The organism is Leisingera sp. ANG-M1 (assembly GCF_000813745.1).
GTDB lineage: Bacteria > Pseudomonadota > Alphaproteobacteria > Rhodobacterales > Rhodobacteraceae > Leisingera.
On sequence record NZ_JWLC01000058.1, the window covers coordinates 1 to 661 of the forward strand.

Below are 661 nucleotides of genomic sequence, written 5' to 3' on the forward strand. Positions count from 1 at the left end.
CCGCCGCCCGACACTTCGCGGGTGATCAGCGAGCAGACTGCTTCCAGCGCGGAGCCAGCGGTTTTCTTGTCGCTGCCCATTTCCTCGGCCAGAGCGGCCACAAGCTGGGTTTTGGTCATCGGTTTGGACATTCTTCGTCTCCTTAAACTGCCCGAACTGTGGGGCCTCATTGCGCGACATTATCGTTATGTTGTGAGCTAACACAACTTCTTGTGTGCATCGCGCACAGGAAAACAGGCATTTTTTCCCGGAAATCTGCGTTTTTCAGCCTTAGAGGAACGCGGTCTCGTCAAATGAGCGCAGTTTCCGGCTATGCAACCGCTCCAGCGGCATGCCGCGCAAACGCTCCATAGCTCTTATGCCGATTTGCAGATGGCGCGCAACCTGGGTCCGGTAAAAGTCCGAGGCCATGCCCGGAAGTTTCAGCTCGCCATGCAGCGGTTTGTCAGACACGCAGAGCAGCGTGCCGTAAGGAACCCGGAACCGGTAGCCGTTGGCGGCGATGGTGGCGCTTTCCATATCCAGCGCCACGGCGCGGGACTGGCTGAGGCGCTGCACCGGGCCGGACTGGTCGCGCAGTTCCCAGTTGCGGTTGTCGATGGTGGCGACGGTGCCGGTGCGCATGATCCGCTTCAGGTCATAGCCTTCGTATTCAGTGACC

General features: G+C 59.5%; 2 protein-coding genes. Both read right to left on the reverse strand.

Annotated elements, in window-relative coordinates; genetic code table 11:
• The coding region (locus tag RA19_RS25245) for an HU family DNA-binding protein (protein ID WP_039168640.1) at positions 1 to 131 on the reverse strand (131 nt) is incomplete at its 3' end.
• A gap of 139 nt (positions 132 to 270) precedes the next feature.
• Positions 271 to 661: phosphorylase family protein (locus RA19_RS25250; protein ID WP_039168643.1), on the reverse strand; the 391-nt coding region annotated here is incomplete at its 5' end.